Below are 13,077 nucleotides of genomic sequence, written 5' to 3'. Positions count from 1 at the left end.
CGGGTTCCCGGATGTCCTTATCAGCTTTCCGGCTGCGGAACGATCCGGATATAGGGCTTCGGCGAGTTCCATCCGTTAGGATATATCGTTCTGGCTTCGTCGTCGCTCACCGAACCGGCGATGATCACGTCCTCGCCCTGCTTCCAGTTCACCGGAGTCGCCACCCGGTGCTTGGCGGTCAGCTGCAGCGAGTCGATCACACGCAGGACTTCATCGAAATTACGGCCGGTCGTCATCGGATAGACGAGTATCAACTTGATCTTCTTGTCCGGGCCAACGACTAAGACGTTGCGCACGGTCTGATTGTCGGCCGGGGTGCGCTGGGTCGGATCGCCCGAGACCGCCGCAGGCAGCATGCCATAGAGCTTCGACACATTATAATCGGTGTCGGCGATCATCGGGAAGTTCGGGGCGATGCCCTGTGTCTCCTTGATGTCGTCTGCCCAGCCGGAATGACGGTCGAGCGGATCAACCGACAGGCCGATGATCTTTACCCCACGCCTGTCGAATTCGGGCTTGATCTTCGCCATGTAGCCCAGCTCTGTGGTGCACACCGGCGTGAAATCCTTGGGGTGCGAAAACAGGACTGCCCACGAATTGCCGATCCAGTCGTGAAACCGGATCCTGCCTTCCGTCGTTGCTGCCTCAAAATCGGGTGCGGTATCGTTGATCGCGAGAGACATAGCCCCCTCCCACCTGGCATCTGGTTGCCAAAACGTTGTTTCGTACGTTTATTCTACATTTTGCTAATTTAGGCAACGCGAAATCAATGGCGGAACCAACGCTCCCGAACGCTTCCGCAATGATGCTTGCACTTCCAGCCAGTCACCCTTCAGGCGTGCGTCACGCGCTCCTGAACAGCTTCCAGCGGGTCGGACGGAACGCGATCCGGTTGCGGTCGAGACTGTCGACCTGCGCGGGCGGCAGTTCCAGCTCGATCGAAGGATGGCCCTTGCCGATGTCGACCTCGATATGCCGGGTTCCGGCCACGCGGCGGCTGGAGACCAGCAGGCCGGCAATGCAGCCACCGCAGCCGTCACGCAGTTCGATATCGTGCGGGCGGAAATAGAGCTGCGCATCGCCCTCCGGCTCGTTCTCGACCTTCAGGCCGAGCGGGCGGTCTTCGAACCAGATGTCGCCCCCAGCGACGCGCACTTTCAGACAGTTCGACTGACCGACGAAACCGAAGACGAAGGGCGAATTCGGATTGTCGTAGACCTGGTCCGGCGTGCCGACCTGCTCGATCGCGCCCTGGCTCATGACGACGACGCGGTCGGCAAGCTCCATCGCCTCGTCCTGGTCGTGCGTGACGAAGACCGTCGTATGGCCGGTGCGGTCATGGATTTCGCGAAGCCACTTACGGAGATCCTTGCGGACTTGCGCATCCAGCGCCCCGAAGGGCTCGTCGAGAAGCAGTACGTTCGGCTCCACCGCCAGCGCGCGAGCGAGCGCGACGCGCTGGCGCTGGCCGCCCGAGAGCTGGGCCGGGTAGCGTTTCTCGAGGCCGGAAAGCTGCACGAGATCGAGCAGTTCCAGTGCGCGGCTGCGGATCTCGGCCTTCGACGGGCGGCGTGCGGCATCGCGCACCTTGAGCCCGAAACCAATGTTGTCGAGAACCGTCATGTAGCGGAAGAGGGCGTAGTGCTGGAACACGAAGCCGATATTGCGCTGCTGCACGGTCTTCTTCGAAGCATCTTCGTCGCCGAAGTAGATCAGGCCTTCGGTCGGGCTTTCGAGGCCGGCAATCAGGCGCAGCAATGTCGTCTTGCCGGAGCCGGACGGCCCGAGCAGTGCGATCAGTTCGCCGGAGCGGATATTCAATGAAACATCATGCAACGCCGGAAAGCGGTCGAATTCCTTGCGCAAGTTTTGGACGCGAACTTCCATTCTATTTCCTTCAGTGCCGCCGGCTGGCGGAGATTTCTGCGCTGTATCGCAGTTCGAGCAGCGTCTTCAAAACAAGGGTCACAAGGGCAAGCAGGGTCAGCAATGCCGCAACGGCAAAGGCGCCGGTGAAATTATACTCGTTGTAGAGAATTTCCACTTGCAGCGGCATGGTATTCGTCTGGCCGCGGATATGCCCGGATACAACGGAAACGGCACCGAATTCGCCCATGGCGCGGGCGTTGCAGAGCAGAACGCCGTAGAGCAGCCCCCATTTGATATTCGGCAGCGTGACATGCCAGAAGGTCTGCCAGCCGCTGGCACCCAGTGAAAGGGCCGCCTCCTCATTCGCCGTCCCCTGTTCCTGCATCAGCGGGATCAGCTCTCGTGCGACGAACGGGAATGTGACGAACATGGTGGCAAGGACAAGCCCCGGCACAGCGAAAAGGATCTTGATTCCGTTGGCATCGAGCCACTTTCCGAGATAGGCGTTTGCGCCGAAAAGCAGCACGAAGACGAGGCCCGAAATAACCGGTGAAACGGAAAAGGGTAGGTCGATCAACGTCGTCAAGAAGGCTTTGCCCTTGAACTCGAACTTGGCAATCGCCCAGGCTGCAGTCACCCCGAAGATGAGGTTCAACGGCACGCTGATCCCGGCGACGATGAGTGTCAGCCAGATGGCAGAGAGTGTTTCGGCATCTTGCAGCGCCTCGAAGAACGCACCCCCGCCCTTACGGAAGGCCTCGACGAAGACCGCAGCCAGCGGCAGTAACAGCATGAGCAGCAGGAAGACCAGGGACAGGGCGATGAGCATCCAGCGGGCGAACCTGGTTTCGGTGATAACCGAGCGCACCTTGGCCGAGCGAGCGATTGTGTCAAATGCCATCGCCATACCTCCGCCGGCTCCAACTCTGGATGAGATTGATGACAAGCAGCATGCTGAACGAGATGATCAGCATCACCGCGGCAATGCCGGTCGCTGCCGCATAGTTGTATTCTTCCAGCTTAATGACGATCAGGAGCGGTGCGATTTCCGATTTGAACGGCAGGTTGCCGGCGATGAAAATAACCGAGCCGTATTCGCCGACGCCGCGGGCGAAAGCCAGCGAAAAACCCGTCAGCGCGGCAGGCGCGAGACCGGGAAGCAGGACGCGGAAGATCGTCTGGAAGCGGTTGGCTCCGAGGGTCGCGGCCGCTTCTTCCACCTCCTTGTCGATCTCTTCCATCACCGGCTGCACGGTACGCACGACAAAGGGCAGCCCGACAAAGACAAGAGCGACGACGATACCAGCCGGCGTAAAGGCGATCTTGACGCCGAGCGGCGTCAGAAACTGGCCGACCCAGCCGTTCGGGGCATAGAGCGTCGTCAAAGCGATGCCGGCGACGGCGGTCGGAAGCGCGAACGGCAGATCGACCATTGCATCGATCAGGCGCTTGCCGGGAAAGCGATAGCGCACGAGTACCCAGGCAAGGATGACGCCGAAAACTGCATTGATGCAGGCCGCGACAAAGGCGGCGCCGAAGCTGATGCGAAGTGCGTTCAGCGTGCGCGGGTCAAAAGCGATCGACAGGAACTTTTCCCAGCCCAGTTCGCTCGAACGCCAGGCGAGGCCCGAGAGCGGGATGAGGATCAGAAGGGTGAGCCAGGTCAAGCTAAGGCCGAGCGTTATTCCAAAGCCTGGAATGACGCTCGGCTTTCTGAACCGCCACCACGTGGGGCTATGTGCTCTCATGCGATATTATTGGGCCGGCTTGTAGATTTGGTCAAACACGCCGCCATCCGCGAAGAATTTCGGCTGCGCTTCTTTCCAGCCGCCGAAGTCATCGATGGTTGCAAGCTTCAGGTCCTTAAAGCGGGCAATGTCCGCCTTGTCGGCTGCTTCGGGCTTGGTCGGGCGATAGAAATGCTTGGCAGCGATCTTCTGCCCTTCGTCCGAGTAGAGATAGTTGAGATAGGCTTCGGCAACCTTGCGCGTGCCCTTCTTGTCGGCGTTGGCGTCGACGACTGCGACCGGCGGATCGGCGCGGATGGAAAAGGACGGCGTGACGATTTCGAACTGGTCCGGACCGAGTTCCTCCAGCGAGAGATAGGCTTCGTTCTCCCAGGCGAGTAGAACATCGCCCAGACCGCGCTGGACAAAGGTCGTCGTTGCACCGCGAGCGCCGGTGTCGAGAACCGGAACATGCTGCAGGAGTTTCGATACGTACTCCTGGGCCTTGGCGTCATCACCACGGTTTGCCTGCTTGGCCCATGCCCAGGCAGCGAGGAAGTTCCAGCGTGCGCCACCCGAGGTCTTCGGGTTCGGCGTGATGACCTGAACGTCATCCTTGATCAGGTCGCCCCAATCCTTGATGCCCTTGGGGTTGCCCTTGCGAACGAGGAAAACGATCGTGGAGGTGTAGGGCGTGGAGCTATTCGGAAACTTGGTCTTCCAATCGGCGGGGATCTTTCCCGTAGCCTTGGCGATGGCGTCGATGTCGCCCTCGAGCGCCAGCGTCACCACATCGGCCTCAAGGCCATCGATGACCGATCGGGCCTGTGCCCCGGAACCGCCATGCGAAGTCTGGATCGTAAGGGTTTCGCCAGTGTCCTTCTGCCACTTCGCGGCAAACGCGGCGTTGAAATCCTTGTAGAGTTCACGCGTTGGGTCATAGGACACGTTGAGAAGCGTCTGATCGGCCAGAGCCGGGGCGGCGCCGCCGATTGCGACGCTTCCCGCAAAGACCGCGGCCGCGAGGAGCCGGGTAATCCGAATTGACTGCATGGGAACCTCCTTCGTTTCTGCGGAAACTCTATCAACTTAGTCGTATAATGAAACGAAAGTTCTTCCGGTTCCAGAAGGGCCGCTAGAATGCCATGCCATTTGAAGGGCAAATCTGAAATGGACTTCCCGTACCCACGGTTGCCAAGCTAACCACCGGGAAGTCGCTGCGGTCTCAGTTCGAATCCGTCAAGGGGTCGGTTTCGTCGTTGAACGTTGAATGATTTTTGGCAGGCAATAGACGACCCCGTCCTCACCGATCCGGTGAGGACTAGTCGAACAGAAAGCGTCCTGCGGCCTGTTTTGATGCAGGTTAATATAGTGGACCATCCGGCCCACCATTTCGCTGAGCGGCTGTTCGAACGTGGTCAGCTGATAGGGCAGCCAGGAAGAAGCCGCGAGATTGTCGAAGCCAAGGAGCGATAGGTCGGCAGGAATGCCTGTCTGTCCGCGCACGCCATCCATGAAGCCGAGGGCCAAAGCATCATCGGTCGCAAAGACCGCATCCGGCCTTTCATGATGGCGAAGCCCATGAAATGCCGCGGCGCATTCCTTGCCGGCTTCCATCGTCATCGCTTCGTTGTGCCAGATGATCACGGATTCGCCACGTGAACGGATGGCCTCGACGAAGCCCTGAGTACGGAGCGCGCTTGCCCAGTTGTTCTGCGGCCCGCTTAGAACAAGGAATTTTCGCCGGCCCTCGTCAACTAGGAGCGAAGCTGCCATAGCGCCGCCTTGCTGATTGTCGGTCGCCACGGAAAAGGCATCGGGATGGTTGGCGGGGCGGTTGAGGGTTGCCAGAAACTGGCCACCGGAGATAATCGCCTCGGCCCGGCGCGCCCGAATATCACCTGCCATGACAATGACGCCGCGCGTCCGCCATTCCATCGTTTCGCCAAGCAGACGATCCACGTCATCATCATTCTCGGCATAGAAGAGCAGCGGCTTTAGATGCCATGCTTGAATGGATTTCAGCAGATGGGAGAGGACCTGGGCTCTCCAGTCGAAATTCAATCGCGCCGTGACGACGGCGACAAGCGGCGCGTCTCCGGTGACCACGCTGCGAGCCAGCGCATTTGGATGCCAGCCAATGTCTTCGGCTACTTTCAGAATCCTGGCACGTGTTTCGGGCGATATGCGGCCTTTTCCGGAGAATGCCCGGCTAACAAGGGCCTGTGACACGTTCGCCACCCTGGCGACGTCGTGAGAGGTGACAGAGTTGGATTCTTTGTTTTTATTCTGAACCATTGCTTTGCACCCCGGCAGTTATTCCCGTCACCATTCATTGCTGCCGGCAGTCGTCCGCATAACGCTCATTCCCGACAAAGCCGCCGGGCAAGAATCGTCTCATAACGCGTAGAGTACCATGGTTGTAGAGGGATGTCGTGACAACCGTGTCACGACATCCGGTCAGCAACTTAGATCAGCTCGATTTGCACCATCAGGCACTCGTGATCCGAGGAGGGCGTCCCGTCTGCCTTCAGCGCAGGGATGACGGCCGGAAGAGATGCCTTCAGACCGCGACTGAAGAACCAGTCGATCTTGCCGAGCACGCGTTCGGCCGGATCGTCCGGCCGCTCGGTCGGTGCACCCGGAACATTGCATCGCGTCCAGTCATATCCTCGCTGGGCCATCAGCGCGAACAGCGGCTCGTACGGCTCGACATCCACGCGCCGCCGGGGATCGGCGGCAAGCGCTGCCGCAAGCGCCGATGCAGTCTCCCGCCGGGAGAACGTCGACGTGTTGAAATCGCCGCCGATCAGAACCGGGGCACCCGGGTCATAGCGGTCGATCACATCAAGAAGATGTCCAGCCTGAGCGGCTCGATGCTCCGGGTCGGAATGGCTTTCGAAATGCGCCGCAACCAGAGTCACCTTGGTGCCGTCGAGCTCGATTTGCCCACCGATCGCCATCCGGCCCCCGACACGCGGTTCCTCCCGCTCCCAACCGAACCATTTCCCTTCGGCCTCCAGCCTGATCAGGAACGGCCGGCTCAGGGTCAGATCGGTGACGATGCCGTTGCCGTGAAAGCCGAGAAGGTTGGTCTCATGCGCGTGGGTGACCCGCTCTTCCGGGTCGCCGCGATCGAGCTCGATGAATTCGACGCCGTAAGCGTAGCCATGGCCAAATCGGCCCGCGAGCTCCGCGATCCGATGGCCGTTGCCCGATCGCGCCATGCCCTTGTCGATTTCGGTCAACAGCATGACGTCCGGAGCGAGCTGCGCCAGGGTATCGCCGATTGCTTGAAGATGGCGCAGCCGCTCCACGTTCCAGCTTGCCACCTTGAGCGAGCCGCGCGCGGCCGTGCGCTGCGGTGGCTTCCCACCGGTTTCGATCTGGCGCAGTGCAGGAATGGAATCGAAGGCGGCGGCAAAGGTTGCCGCATCGGTGGGGCCATCGCGGAGGCGCTCCCGCTTATCGAGAGGGACCACAGCCAGTTCGGACACCTGTTCGCTCGCGGGAAAGGCGATCCATTCGCTCATTTTGCGACACCTGCTGCCTTGAGCTCTGCCAGAAAACCGACATCGTCACCGGAAATGGTATCGATCACGCCGTCTGCGACATAGGACGAAACCGGTGCAAGCAGATCGACGCCGAGCGCCTTGTAGCGGTCGTAATAGGCCGGCCGCTGCAGGTGGAACCGCACGGCGACGCCGGCCTTGTGCAGGGCGACCCCGTCCTCCGGCCTGAACATCTGATGCTCGATCGAAAGGGAGTCGAGACGCGCTGCTTTCGCGACGCCGACGAAGTCGGCATGGCGGGCATGGGTGATGCCTTCGGTGCGAACGCCGGGCAGGGCATCCTTCATATCCCGCAGGAAAGCGTGGTCAAACGAGATCATGACGAGATGGTCGGCGCCAGCGGTCTCGGCGAGAACCGCGCCGAGGCGCCGGACGAACCGGTCCGTCTGGCGGGCTTCCTTCACCTCGACTACGAGACCGAAATCATAAGTCTTCGCAAATTCAATCGCTTCGGCAAGCGTCGGGATACGTTCGCCGGAAAATCGGCCGTCCAACCAGCTGCCGGCGTCCAGCTTCCGGATGTCGGTGAGGCTTTTGGCGGAGACCAGACCGGTACCGTTGGTGGTGCGGTCGACCGTCTGGTCGTGCATCAGAACAATCTCGCCATTTTCCGTCAGCACGCAGTCGATCTCCGCTGAATCGCCGCCGTGCTCGCGGGTGGCGACGAAGGCCGCGATGGTGTTTTCCGGCGCGCCGATGGAGTGGCCGCGGTGGCCGCAGACATGAACGTCGGCAGCGTTCTGCGCGAGAAGTTTGAACATTGAATTCTCCTGTATGTGAAGGGATTAGAGTTTGCCCATGCCGGCGGCGAGCGCGCTTTCGTTGCGCAAGGCACGTTCGGCAAGCATGAAAATGACGACGGTGGGGGCGAGCAGGATGAAGGTCACCACGGCCGCGTTCGGAAAGATCAGCACCTTCCCGCCGAGGACCGCCCAGAGCTTTACGGTCAATGTCTCGACCTGCGGGGCGCCGACGATGAAGGTCTTCTCGAACTCCTCGAAGCTCGAAATGAAGGATAGAAGGCCGCCGGCGACGAAGCCCGGCCAGGTGAGCGGCACGACGATTCGAAGCGCAACCTTGAGCGGGCTCGCGCCGAGTGTACGGGCAGCATGGATGAGATCCATCGGCAGATTCTCCAGGGTCGCCGCCAGAATTCGGATCATGAAGGGAAGCGTGCCGATGGTTTGCGCAAGGATGACGCCGGGGATGGTATAGGCGAGGCCGATGCGGAAGAAGACAAAGCCGATGCCGATGCCGACAACCAGGCCGGGAACGATCAGCGGCGCCAGCACGAACATCTCGACCGCGCGCTTCGCCTTGAAGGGGATCTTCGCGAGCGCGAAGGCGGTTGGGAGGGCAAGGATGGCCGAGAGGACCATGACCACGGCCGATATCGAAAGACTCGTGAGGATGCTCGCAATCAGGCTGCGGTCCTGAGTGATCGCCTGCCAATGCACGAGGGACAGACCGCGCGGCAGGATATCGGGCGCAAACCATCCGCCCTTGGGATCGACCAGCGACCACAGGAGTGCGACGACCAGCGGTGCCAGCAGCGTCAGGGCGAGAGCGGTATAGAGGCCGACAGACAACCACCATCCCTCTGGGACTCGACTGCGCCTGATAGCTGCCCGATCCAGGCGTGACGGAAGTGAAACGGCAATCGTCATCGGGTCTCTCCGCTGATGCCGGTGCGCATACCGGACGTGATGCGATAGTAGATGACCAGCACGAGGCATGCGACGATCGAGAGCATGATGCCCATCGCCGATGCGCTCGCCCAGTCGTTCTTCTCCAATGCGTTCTGGTACATCCAGATCGACAGGGGCTTCGGATATATCGGCCCGAGCAGGGAAGGCACGGCGAAAGCCCCGGTCGTTCCAACGAAAACAAGCAGCGTAGCAGCTGTGATCCCGGGCAGCGCAAGCGGCAACTCGACCCGGCAGAAGACGGTGAGGCGATTGCCGCCGAGCGTGCGCGCGGCATGCTTCAGATCGTGTGGGATCGCGGCAACCGAGCCGCCGATGATCAGCGTCATGAAGGGGATCGATTTCCAGGCCGTGGCGATGATCACCCCCAGCGCCCAGGGGTCGCGCACCAGCTTCGGCAGCTGCAGGTTAAGGGGCTGCAGCAGCCGCGGGATCTCCCCGCCGCGGTCGAAGAGCGTCATGACGATGAAAGCGGCCACGATTGCCGGTACGACGAGCGGTATCTTGTAAAGTGTCTGGAACAGCCGCTTGCCGGGAAAACTCTCCTGCAGGAGAACGGCGAGCGGCACGGAGATGACGAGGCTGACCAGGGTCGGCGCAACAGAAATATAGATCGAGAACAGCAAACCGTCTCGATAGACGCTGTCGGTGAATAGTGACCGGTAGTGCTCCAGTGTGAAGCCGTTGCTGTCCCCGAGCGCGCCGAGACCGACGCTTGCCAAAAACGCGAGGGCAAGTGGCAGCCCAAAGAAAAGAACAAGAAATCCGACACCGGGCAAAAGCAGCAGCAGAAGGGCAGCCGTACGGTTCATTCCATTGCCTCCCTTTAGGACAGCACGTGCAGATCGTCGGGAAGGCCAATGGCGACGCGCGTCCCGACCGGAAGGATTTTCGCGCCGCGCCCGCTCGCCCGTGCCCGCATCGTCAATCCGCCGACATCGAGCTTGTGTTCGATATCCGCGCCGAGGAAGGTTACGTCGGTCACGACCGCGGGGCCCATGCCTGCCGCTTGGATGGAGATGTCTTCCGGTCGGATCGAGAGGTCGAGCCGGCCGCTCTGGCCGTTCCATCCGGCCTGCTCCTCGCCCCACGGGAAATGGATGGTGCCGTCCGAAGCCGTCGCGGCGAGAATATTTGTCTGGCCGAGAAATTCGGCGGTGAAACGCCGCCTCGGCGTCTGGTAGAGGTCGCGTGGCCCACCTTCCTCGACGATGCGCCCGCCGTTCATGACGACGACGCGATCGGCAAGGGCGAGCGCCTCGGATTGGTCATGCGTGACATAGATCGTCGTGATGCCGAGGCGACGCTGCAGATTTCGAATATCCTCACGCAGGTGCTCGCGCAATTTGGCGTCGAGATTGGAAAGCGGTTCGTCAAGGAGCAGGACATCCGGTTCGGTAACCAGTGCCCGGGCGAGGGCGACGCGCTGCTGCTGACCGCCGGAAAGCTGGCGCGGATGACGCTTGGCGAGTTTTGCAAGATCGACCGTCTCGAGAACGGCCGCAACGCGCCGGCGCATCTCGTCGCGCGGGACGCGGCGCATCTGGAGTCCGAAGGCGATATTGGCTTCGACCGTCATATGCGGAAAGAGTGCGTAGGACTGGAAAACCAGGCCAATATTGCGATGCTCGGGCGGCAGGCCATCGACGCGCCGTTTCCCGATCGCAATCTCGCCGCTGTCGGGTTCCGCGATGCCGGCAATCATCCGCATCACTGTCGTTTTGCCGCACCCCGAAGGCCCGAGAAGGGCAACGAATTCGCCCTCGGCGACATCGAGGGAGAAATTGTCGACCGCCAGCGTGGCGTTGAATCTCTTATGGAGGTTGGCGAGGACAACATGCGCCATGATCTGCAGCTCCAAGGATGAAGAAGGATGGAAGGGCCGCGGTCGGCGGCCCTTCCCTGAGGTTTCGAAGAGAATCAGCTGCCCTGCAGGATGGTCTCGACAAAACGCTTGGCGGCGGCGTCGGAGATCGTGCCGACGATGCGCGGGCGCGCATAGTTCAGATACTGTTCCTGCGGCACGAGGCGGTTGGTCACGTCCGACGTCAGGGCCTTGTCGATATCGAGCTTCGTACGGGCCGAGCGTGATCCGTTGACGGTGAGCTTGTAGAGCTGGATCTCGTCCGACATCAGGAAGTCGAGGAAGAGAAGGCCGCCGGCGACGTGGGTTGCGCCAGACGGCATCATGGCGCCATCGCCGTCGCCGACTTCGCCATCGGTGAGGAGGCGGGCCTTGACGGTCGGCGGCAGCAGACCGCGGCCGGTGAAGTCATAGACCTCGTCTTCCCATACAGTCGCCACTTCAGCCTGGCCGTTTGCCATCAGATTGAGCGAGTCCGTATTGCCGTTGGTGAACTCGACGTTGGGGCGCAGCTCCTTGAAATAGGCAAGGACCGGGTCCAGGCAGGGGCCGTTGGCCCAGGCAGCCGCGTCGGCTTCCGTGACGGTGTAGTCATAGAGGCGAGCCTGACAGTCCTTGGTCGTCATCGCCAGGATGGCGCTTTCGAGGAAGCCGATACCGGAACCGCCACGCGTCGGGTCGGTGACGACCATCTTCTGCGGGTTTGCCTTGGCGAAGGCGAGCAGTTCGGCAAAGTTCTTCGGTTCGGTGCCATTGGGGAAGGCTCGCGTATCGTAGCCGATTGCAGTGACGTTGCGGTGGTAGGGCGCGACCTTGCCGCCGTGGACGTAGCCGCGCGAAACGGTCGCCGCATTCTGCTCAAGGTCCGGGGCGCTCGGCAGCATGGTGTTAAGCGGCAGATTGGCGATTATGCCGGCCTGATCGGCGACGCGAACCGAGCCGTTGGGCATCCAGAAGACATCAACGGGAGAAGGCTGACCGGCCTGCTTGGCGGCGATCAGCTGCTGTACGGCCTGTTCGCCGTCGACCTGATGATATTCGACCTTGACGCCGTATTTCGCTTCGAAGCGGCGAATGATCTCGGCAAAGATGACGTTTTCCGATTCGCCGAAATCATAGAAGCTGATCTGGCCTTCCGCCTTGGCGGCCGGGACAAGCACGTCGTAGAAATTTGCGGGTGTCAGTGCCTTCAGATCCACATTGGTCTTGATGTTGAAGTCGGGCCCGCCCACGGGTTCGGTTGCGCCCGCCTGTGCATAAGCCGCACAGAGAAGCGTTGCTGTCATGAGTGCAGTGCGAAGTTTCATTGCGTCCACCTTTTGCGCTGTTGGCACGTTTTGATGACGCCAACGAATAACGTGGTAATACGAATTACCGTTGAAGGTTCGGTGACAATTTGATGAATAATGCAGGGTAAGCCGGACCCTTTGAAGGTAAGACTTTCATCAAACTGTCATTTGACAAACCGCCTACTTTAGGCGCCAGTCGCGCCCCTACGACATTCATGCATACGTATGAGCATGGCTTTTGTACTTACGTCACTGCTTCAATTCAAAGCGAGATACCCGATGCTAGTCCACGAAATCAGCGAGTTGGCTGCTCAAGCAGGAAACTTGGCACTGTCGCGTCAAAAGGCGCTGTCAGAACTATCCGTAACGGCCAAGGGCCACCTTGATTTCGTCACCGATGTGGATCGCGCGGTGGAGGAGATGATTGCGGCCGGGATCGGCCGACTCTTTCCTGATGATGGCATCCTGGGAGAGGAAGGACGAAGCCTGTCGGGCATATCCGGCCGTACCTGGATCATCGACCCGATCGACGGAACGCATAACTTCGTTCGGGGTGGTTCCTCCTGGGCCGTGTCCATCGGCCTGGCGTCGGATCGCCCGGTCGCCGCAGCCCTGAATGCCCCAGTTGAGGGAACCATGCTCGTGGCCGAAGCGGGAAAGGGCATCTGGCGAAATGGGGAAAAGCTACCGGCACACCGCAGACCCGCCGAGCCCAGTATCGCATACACCGGCGTTTCGACCTGGATGTCGACGGACAACGATCGCTGGCTGTCAGGTTTCGTGCGCGACGAACTGGGGCTGGCCGATCGGCGGACGGGATCGGCGGTGACCGGTCTGATCCCTGTCATTCTCGGCGAGGCCGATCTCTATATCGGCTTCGGGGAACATATCTGGGACGTGGCCGGCGCGGCGATCATAGCGGCGGAGGCCGGCTGTGCTCATTCGCTCGACTGGTCTGCCGGTCTGCCGCAGGGGCCGTTTACCTTTGTCTGTGGAGAGCCGGCATTGGTGGAGCGCACGTCGAGAGCGCTGGAGATGCGGCGTACTTGA

Annotated in this window: 13 protein-coding genes; 1 reads left to right on the top strand and 12 read right to left on the bottom strand. The window is 60.9% G+C overall.

Annotation, left to right across the window (positions count from 1 at the left end; translation table 11 throughout):
* Window positions 1–20: 20 nt before the first annotated feature.
* The 12 genes from HGP14_RS22700 to HGP14_RS22645 all read right to left on the bottom strand — a co-directional run bounded on the left by HGP14_RS22700 (window position 21) and on the right by HGP14_RS22645 (window position 12,045).
* A complete protein-coding gene (locus HGP14_RS22700) occupies window positions 21–683 on the bottom strand; it encodes a peroxiredoxin (RefSeq protein ID WP_168832145.1) in 663 nt (220 codons plus the stop codon).
* Between the two features lie 160 nt (window positions 684–843).
* Window positions 844–1,887 carry a sulfate/molybdate ABC transporter ATP-binding protein gene (locus HGP14_RS22695; protein WP_168832144.1) on the bottom strand — a complete coding sequence of 348 codons (1,044 nt, stop codon included), beginning with the start codon at window positions 1,885–1,887 and terminating at the stop codon, window positions 844–846.
* A gap of 10 nt (window positions 1,888–1,897) precedes the next feature.
* Window positions 1,898–2,770, bottom strand: a complete 873-nt coding sequence (gene cysW, locus HGP14_RS22690) for a sulfate ABC transporter permease subunit CysW (protein ID WP_168832143.1) — start codon at window positions 2,768–2,770, stop codon at window positions 1,898–1,900.
* On the bottom strand, window positions 2,760–3,617 hold the full coding sequence (gene cysT, locus HGP14_RS22685; RefSeq protein WP_168832142.1) for a sulfate ABC transporter permease subunit CysT: 858 nt from the start codon (window positions 3,615–3,617) through the stop codon (window positions 2,760–2,762). The genes cysW and cysT overlap by 11 nt, the downstream gene beginning before the upstream one ends.
* A 6-nt stretch (window positions 3,618–3,623) precedes the next feature.
* Entirely contained in the window at window positions 3,624–4,649 is a 1,026-nt protein-coding gene (locus HGP14_RS22680; RefSeq protein WP_168832141.1) for a sulfate ABC transporter substrate-binding protein, read from the bottom strand.
* 186 nt (window positions 4,650–4,835) lie between these two features.
* On the bottom strand, window positions 4,836–5,894 hold the full coding sequence (locus HGP14_RS22675) for a LacI family DNA-binding transcriptional regulator (protein ID WP_168832140.1): 1,059 nt from the start codon (window positions 5,892–5,894) through the stop codon (window positions 4,836–4,838).
* 170 nt (window positions 5,895–6,064) lie between these two features.
* Window positions 6,065–7,129 carry an endonuclease/exonuclease/phosphatase family protein gene (locus HGP14_RS22670; protein WP_168832139.1) on the bottom strand — a complete coding sequence of 355 codons (1,065 nt, stop codon included), beginning with the start codon at window positions 7,127–7,129 and terminating at the stop codon, window positions 6,065–6,067.
* Complete coding sequence (locus HGP14_RS22665; protein WP_168832138.1) at window positions 7,126–7,929, bottom strand: glycerophosphodiester phosphodiesterase; 804 nt, start codon at window positions 7,927–7,929, stop codon at window positions 7,126–7,128. Before HGP14_RS22665 ends, HGP14_RS22670 begins: the two co-directional genes overlap by 4 nt.
* A gap of 24 nt (window positions 7,930–7,953) precedes the next feature.
* Window positions 7,954–8,835, bottom strand: a complete 882-nt coding sequence (locus HGP14_RS22660) for an ABC transporter permease (RefSeq protein WP_168832137.1) — start codon at window positions 8,833–8,835, stop codon at window positions 7,954–7,956.
* A complete protein-coding gene (locus HGP14_RS22655) occupies window positions 8,832–9,686 on the bottom strand; it encodes an ABC transporter permease (protein WP_168832136.1) in 855 nt (284 codons plus the stop codon). The genes HGP14_RS22660 and HGP14_RS22655 overlap by 4 nt, the downstream gene beginning before the upstream one ends.
* A 14-nt stretch (window positions 9,687–9,700) precedes the next feature.
* Window positions 9,701–10,720 carry an ABC transporter ATP-binding protein gene (locus tag HGP14_RS22650; protein ID WP_168832135.1) on the bottom strand — a complete coding sequence of 340 codons (1,020 nt, stop codon included), beginning with the start codon at window positions 10,718–10,720 and terminating at the stop codon, window positions 9,701–9,703.
* A gap of 74 nt (window positions 10,721–10,794) precedes the next feature.
* Entirely contained in the window at window positions 10,795–12,045 is a 1,251-nt protein-coding gene (locus HGP14_RS22645) for an extracellular solute-binding protein (RefSeq protein WP_168832134.1), read from the bottom strand.
* 261 nt (window positions 12,046–12,306) lie between these two features.
* Here HGP14_RS22645 and HGP14_RS22640 point away from each other — a divergent pair, with 261 nt between their 5' ends.
* Window positions 12,307–13,077, top strand: a complete 771-nt coding sequence (locus HGP14_RS22640; protein WP_168832133.1) for an inositol monophosphatase family protein — start codon at window positions 12,307–12,309, stop codon at window positions 13,075–13,077.

The organism is Rhizobium sp. P32RR-XVIII (assembly GCF_012641395.1).
In the GTDB taxonomy this organism is placed as follows: domain Bacteria; phylum Pseudomonadota; class Alphaproteobacteria; order Rhizobiales; family Rhizobiaceae; genus Rhizobium.
The sequence above is the reverse complement of the archived record's forward strand: the minus strand, read 5'-3'. Positions and strand labels throughout refer to the sequence as shown.

What these genes read in the sequence shown, in the direction of transcription:
- HGP14_RS22700 (WP_168832145.1), bottom strand. Translation starts at nt 683, where the DNA reads ATGTCTCTCGCGATCAACGATACCGCACCCGATTTTGAGGCAGCAACG.
- HGP14_RS22695 (WP_168832144.1), bottom strand. Translation starts at nt 1,887, where the DNA reads ATGGAAGTTCGCGTCCAAAACTTGCGCAAGGAATTCGACCGCTTTCCG.
- cysW (WP_168832143.1), bottom strand. Translation starts at nt 2,770, where the DNA reads ATGGCATTTGACACAATCGCTCGCTCGGCCAAGGTGCGCTCGGTTATC.
- cysT (WP_168832142.1), bottom strand. Translation starts at nt 3,617, where the DNA reads ATGAGAGCACATAGCCCCACGTGGTGGCGGTTCAGAAAGCCGAGCGTC.
- HGP14_RS22680 (WP_168832141.1), bottom strand. Translation starts at nt 4,649, where the DNA reads ATGCAGTCAATTCGGATTACCCGGCTCCTCGCGGCCGCGGTCTTTGCG.
- HGP14_RS22675 (WP_168832140.1), bottom strand. Translation starts at nt 5,894, where the DNA reads ATGGTTCAGAATAAAAACAAAGAATCCAACTCTGTCACCTCTCACGAC.
- HGP14_RS22670 (WP_168832139.1), bottom strand. Translation starts at nt 7,129, where the DNA reads ATGAGCGAATGGATCGCCTTTCCCGCGAGCGAACAGGTGTCCGAACTG.
- HGP14_RS22665 (WP_168832138.1), bottom strand. Translation starts at nt 7,929, where the DNA reads ATGTTCAAACTTCTCGCGCAGAACGCTGCCGACGTTCATGTCTGCGGC.
- HGP14_RS22660 (WP_168832137.1), bottom strand. Translation starts at nt 8,835, where the DNA reads ATGACGATTGCCGTTTCACTTCCGTCACGCCTGGATCGGGCAGCTATC.
- HGP14_RS22655 (WP_168832136.1), bottom strand. Translation starts at nt 9,686, where the DNA reads ATGAACCGTACGGCTGCCCTTCTGCTGCTGCTTTTGCCCGGTGTCGGA.
- HGP14_RS22650 (WP_168832135.1), bottom strand. Translation starts at nt 10,720, where the DNA reads ATGGCGCATGTTGTCCTCGCCAACCTCCATAAGAGATTCAACGCCACG.
- HGP14_RS22645 (WP_168832134.1), bottom strand. Translation starts at nt 12,045, where the DNA reads ATGAAACTTCGCACTGCACTCATGACAGCAACGCTTCTCTGTGCGGCT.
- HGP14_RS22640 (WP_168832133.1), top strand. Translation starts at nt 12,307, where the DNA reads ATGCTAGTCCACGAAATCAGCGAGTTGGCTGCTCAAGCAGGAAACTTG.